4 protein-coding genes, 1 tRNA gene and 1 rRNA gene are annotated in these 4,094 nt (G+C 47.5%); 2 read left to right on the top strand and 4 right to left on the bottom strand.

Annotated elements, in window-relative coordinates:
* Window positions 1–486 precede the first annotated feature (486 nt).
* Both GON22_RS25395 and GON22_RS25390 read right to left on the bottom strand, forming a co-directional pair.
* On the bottom strand, window positions 487–1,218 hold the full coding sequence (locus GON22_RS25395; RefSeq protein WP_160398850.1) for an SDR family oxidoreductase: 732 nt from the start codon (window positions 1,216–1,218) through the stop codon (window positions 487–489).
* A gap of 29 nt (window positions 1,219–1,247) precedes the next feature.
* Entirely contained in the window at window positions 1,248–2,231 is a 984-nt protein-coding gene (locus GON22_RS25390) for an aldo/keto reductase (protein ID WP_160398849.1), read from the bottom strand.
* A gap of 208 nt (window positions 2,232–2,439) precedes the next feature.
* Here GON22_RS25390 and GON22_RS25385 point away from each other — a divergent pair, with 208 nt between their 5' ends.
* Both GON22_RS25385 and GON22_RS26345 read left to right on the top strand, forming a co-directional pair.
* On the top strand, window positions 2,440–3,117 hold the full coding sequence (locus GON22_RS25385) for an AraC family ligand binding domain-containing protein (protein ID WP_237179351.1): 678 nt from the start codon (window positions 2,440–2,442) through the stop codon (window positions 3,115–3,117).
* Complete coding sequence (locus GON22_RS26345) at window positions 3,114–3,332, top strand: helix-turn-helix domain-containing protein (protein ID WP_237179350.1); 219 nt, start codon at window positions 3,114–3,116, stop codon at window positions 3,330–3,332. The genes GON22_RS25385 and GON22_RS26345 overlap by 4 nt, the downstream gene beginning before the upstream one ends.
* 466 nt (window positions 3,333–3,798) lie before the next feature.
* On the opposite strand, the gene GON22_RS25380 is transcribed toward GON22_RS26345, so the two are convergent.
* Both GON22_RS25380 and GON22_RS25375 read right to left on the bottom strand, forming a co-directional pair.
* Window positions 3,799–3,874, bottom strand: a tRNA-Thr gene (locus GON22_RS25380).
* A gap of 96 nt (window positions 3,875–3,970) precedes the next feature.
* Window positions 3,971–4,094 (bottom strand): 23S ribosomal RNA (locus tag GON22_RS25375); the annotation flags it as partial.

Below are 4,094 nucleotides of genomic sequence, written 5' to 3'. Positions count from 1 at the left end.
TCAAACTCTCCATAAAAGAAGTTTTCAACGCGAGTTGAAAATCTTCAACTTTAGAGCATTTGTAGCTCATTTTGAAACATTTATTCTGACAGTTTCGCTCGTTGTTCAGTTTTCAAAGAACAATTTCCACAACTTTTACATCTTATCAGATGTCGTTTTGTTTTGCAAGCATTTCTTTTCAACTTCATTCAGGTTGTTGCCCTGTTTGTTGTTGTAAGATTTGCTCACCGGACTTGTTTCTCTTGACCGGAATTATAATATATCATGTATTACGCATACTATGCAACCCTTTTTTATTGTTTTATAAAATTAATTGCTATAACATACATTACTGCTGTAGCAATATTGCTTAATTCAAATCTAAACACCGCTGCATCTGATGTGTTTTCTCCTTCTCGCAGCGAACCATGCTAAGTAACGATGCATCTGCCACAAGGCTCTAAAAAGACGAGCGGATAACTCTGCTCGCCTTCATCAGTCTGTACATTACCAAGACATTGTATCCCCGTTGTAATCGATCAGGGTAAGGACAGAATTGTTCCAATCAGGACTGAGCCGCTGCTCGACAACGCCGAGAATATGCTCCGCTGATTGCTCCGGTGTGAGCGAGCCGGACTCATCCAGCTTGCCCTGCATCCAAGTCTGCACATGCCCCGGGTGAACAACTAACACTTTGCCTCCCTGTGGTGAGATCTGATTGTAGATGAGCTTGGATTGCATATTGAGCGCTGCCTTGGACATACAGTAAGCGTACCACGATACCCGGTTGCTAGCACCGATGCTTCCAGCCTCTGACGAGATGTTCACAATAAGCTTGTCCGTACTGTTCAATATAAAAGGAATTAATCCGTTGGACATGCGCAGTGCTCCTAGCGTATTCACGCGGTACACGGTCTCCATTTCATCAAAATCCAGTTCATCCTGTACAGTCGCCACGATATCACCAAGAATAGCTCCATTATTAATGAGCAAGTCCAGGCGATCTGTCTCCTCCGAAATTTCGGCGATAGCCTGGCTAACGCTCTCCGCATCGCTAATATCAAGCCGAAGCAGGCGAAGCCGCTCCCCATGCTTAATCTGCAGTTCCTGTAAGGCTGTAGTACTTTCCGCAAAATGGCCAGCCCACACCTTACAACCTTGCATCAGCAGCCCTTTCACTAAAGCAAACCCGACTCCCCTGTCAGCGCCAGTTACTAATGCCCCTCGAATGGATTCCAACGATGTTCCCCTCCCGCTGCTTGATTCGTTTACCATGCGTACGCTTCAGGTGCTGCGCCGCCCGGACCCGGGAATATCCGGTCCAGCTCTTGGAGCGTTGGCTCATCCAACTTAATCTCTACTGCGCGCAGCGTATCCAGCAACTGGCTGACGGTACGCGGACCGATAATCGGCGCTGTCACGGACGGATTGGCAAGGAGCCATGCAAGCGCTACGTTTGCAGGCCTTTCTCCAAGATCGCAGCAGAGAGCTGCGAAGGATTCCAGTTGGTCCCGATGCTTGGCAAGCTCCTCTTCGTTGCGTTTGCTCCGCTTTTTGTCCGCATTAGCCGATAACGCGTTGCCTCCAAGCAGCCCTCCCGCCAATGGGCTCCATACAATCACGCCTAATCCCATATCCTGTGCAGCCGGCAATACTTCCAGCTCTGGAAGACGATTCATCAGATTATACATATGCTGCTCGCTCACAAGCCCGAGGAAGTGGCGCTCTTTCGCTGCCGCTTGTGCCTTGGCCAGGTGCCAACCAGCAAAGTTACTCGAACCGATATAATCGATCTTCCCCTGATTTACCAGCCCTTCGAAAGCGCTCCAAATTTCTTCCCAAGTCGTGCGGCGGTCGATATGATGCATCTGGTAGAGCTCCACGTGATCTGTCTGCAAGCGTCGCAGGGAGTCCTCTAAGTGGCGACGGATTTTATACAAAGAAAGCCCCTTCTCGTCATTAGGGCCATACAGCGGCTTGTGCAGCTTCTCATACACTTTCGTCGCCAACACTACCCGTTCCCGGCGATTGCCGCCTTGTGCGAACCAATTGCCGATTATCGTCTCGGTCGTACCCGAATTTTCACCCCAACCATAAATATCAGCTGTGTCAAAAAATTGAATGCCGGCATCCAGCGCAGCATCCATTATGCGAAAAGCTTCCGCTTGGTCCGTATCAACACCGAAATTCATCGTTCCTAAGCAAAGCTTACTGACCCGCAATCCGGATCTGCCAAGATAGTTAAATTCCATAGAATATGCCCTCTTCTCAATTAAATTCTATAGCTCATATAAGTAAGCCCAAAACTGCACGATTCGTTCGCATCCCCTGTTTCCAGAGGCGATGCTTTTATTTTATTTAAATTCCAGCGCAGCAGCTATAATAGAATGGCAGCATTCTATGTCATAATGACGCCACTTATTATACCGAAATCTCGTTATAGAGGGAGAAATTAGCGAAATGGCCAGTCATAAAATCGCTCAGCACTGGATCCAGCAGCAGCAGGATATTCAGTTCTACTACACCGGTACGGAGCAGTGTACTTCCGGCCAATCTTGGGGTCCAGGTGTGAAAGATTCGTACAAAATTTTCTACGTGCACAGCGGAAAAGGCATTTTGCGAGTTCAAGAAAATACATTCCGTCTGGCTGCTGGCCACGTCTTTCTTCTATCGCCACATGTCCTGGCCTTCTATCAAGCCGATCAGGAAGATCCATGGAGCTTTTCGTGGGTGGCATTGGACGGAGGCATCGTTCCAGAATATTTGAGGCAAGCGGGCTTTACGCTAGAATGTCCAGTCATTAGGTGCGACCGGGAGCAAGAAATCAGGCAGTGCTTCAATCGGCTCTTCGATGCCAATCAGCACTATTACAGCAAGCCTCTCCAGATGACTTCGGCGCTTTACGCCTTCCTTGCCCTTGTATTGGAATCGGCTCGGCAGCCTTCAACTTTCATCGCCGGGACCGTGAAGGAGCAATATATTACACAAGCGATCAGCTTTCTGAGCAATAATTACACGCAGGAAATTACGATCGAGGAAATGGCGAAGAGCCTCGGACTGAACCGTAAATATATAACTGGATTGTTCAAAGAAGCGATCGGAATGCCGCCGCAGCAGTATTTGGGCCAGCTCAGATGAACAAAGCTTGTGAGCTGCTCACCGGAACCTCCTTATCAGTCAAAGAGATTGCATACAGTGTCGGGTATTCCAATCAGCTGCATTTTACGAAAATGTTCAAGCAGAGCTTCGGCATGTCTCCGAGCGACTTTCGAAAAACTGTCAGCCACACTCCTCCCGGCCATCACCATCGTAAAATGCCCATAAAAATAGGCCAACCAAAAATCTCTGGTTGACCAATTAATACGAAAATTAATGCCAAATAAACTTTTAGCAGCTTGTTCTGCAAAAGAATATGCTTTCATCTCGAAGAATTGCGCATGAAGACCGTGGGGTCCTGTTTCCACTATGTAGATACAACGCATTATGCGATTATGCGACCTAGTGGGACAGGGCTCTTCCTTTTATTCTATTTATTCTATTGGCCTGCCATTGCATTTTGTACAACAGGTAATACAGGGGGTAGCATGCCCCAAAGGTTACCATTGCTTTCGTGCAACAAGCTACAGTCTGGCAGAGCCACGATGTGCCCAAAAACAGAAAGCCGCTTTTCCAGTTGAATGATATGCATTGAGGTCTCTTCATTTCCGTAATTGAGTTGATTCTATTACAGCATTAGCTACAGCAGCTCGTTGTTCTATATAAAAACAAACACAAAAAAATCCCTTCCTAATAAACTCGAAGGGATGTTTGTTTTAAAAATGGTGCCGGCGATAGGAGTCGAACCCACGACCTACTGATTACAAGTCAGTTGCTCTACCAACTGAGCTACACCGGCACATTGAAGGTTACACCTTCAAAACTGGATGCGAATGATGAATCCTTAGCTTTGCCTTGCTCACGAAGTTGCGATATTGGCATTCGCCAAAACGCTTAGGATAAGCCCTCGACCTATTAGTACCCGTCAGCTGCACGCATTGCTGCGCTTCCACCTCGAGCCTATCAACCTGGTCGTCTTCCAGGGGTCTTACATACTGGGAAATCTCATCTTGAGGGGG

This window comes from Paenibacillus sp. MMS18-CY102 (genome assembly GCF_009789195.1).
Taxonomy (GTDB): Bacteria; Bacillota; Bacilli; order Paenibacillales; family Paenibacillaceae; genus Paenibacillus_T.
Note: the sequence above shows the minus strand (reverse complement) of the source record. Positions and strands in the feature narration are given on the sequence as shown.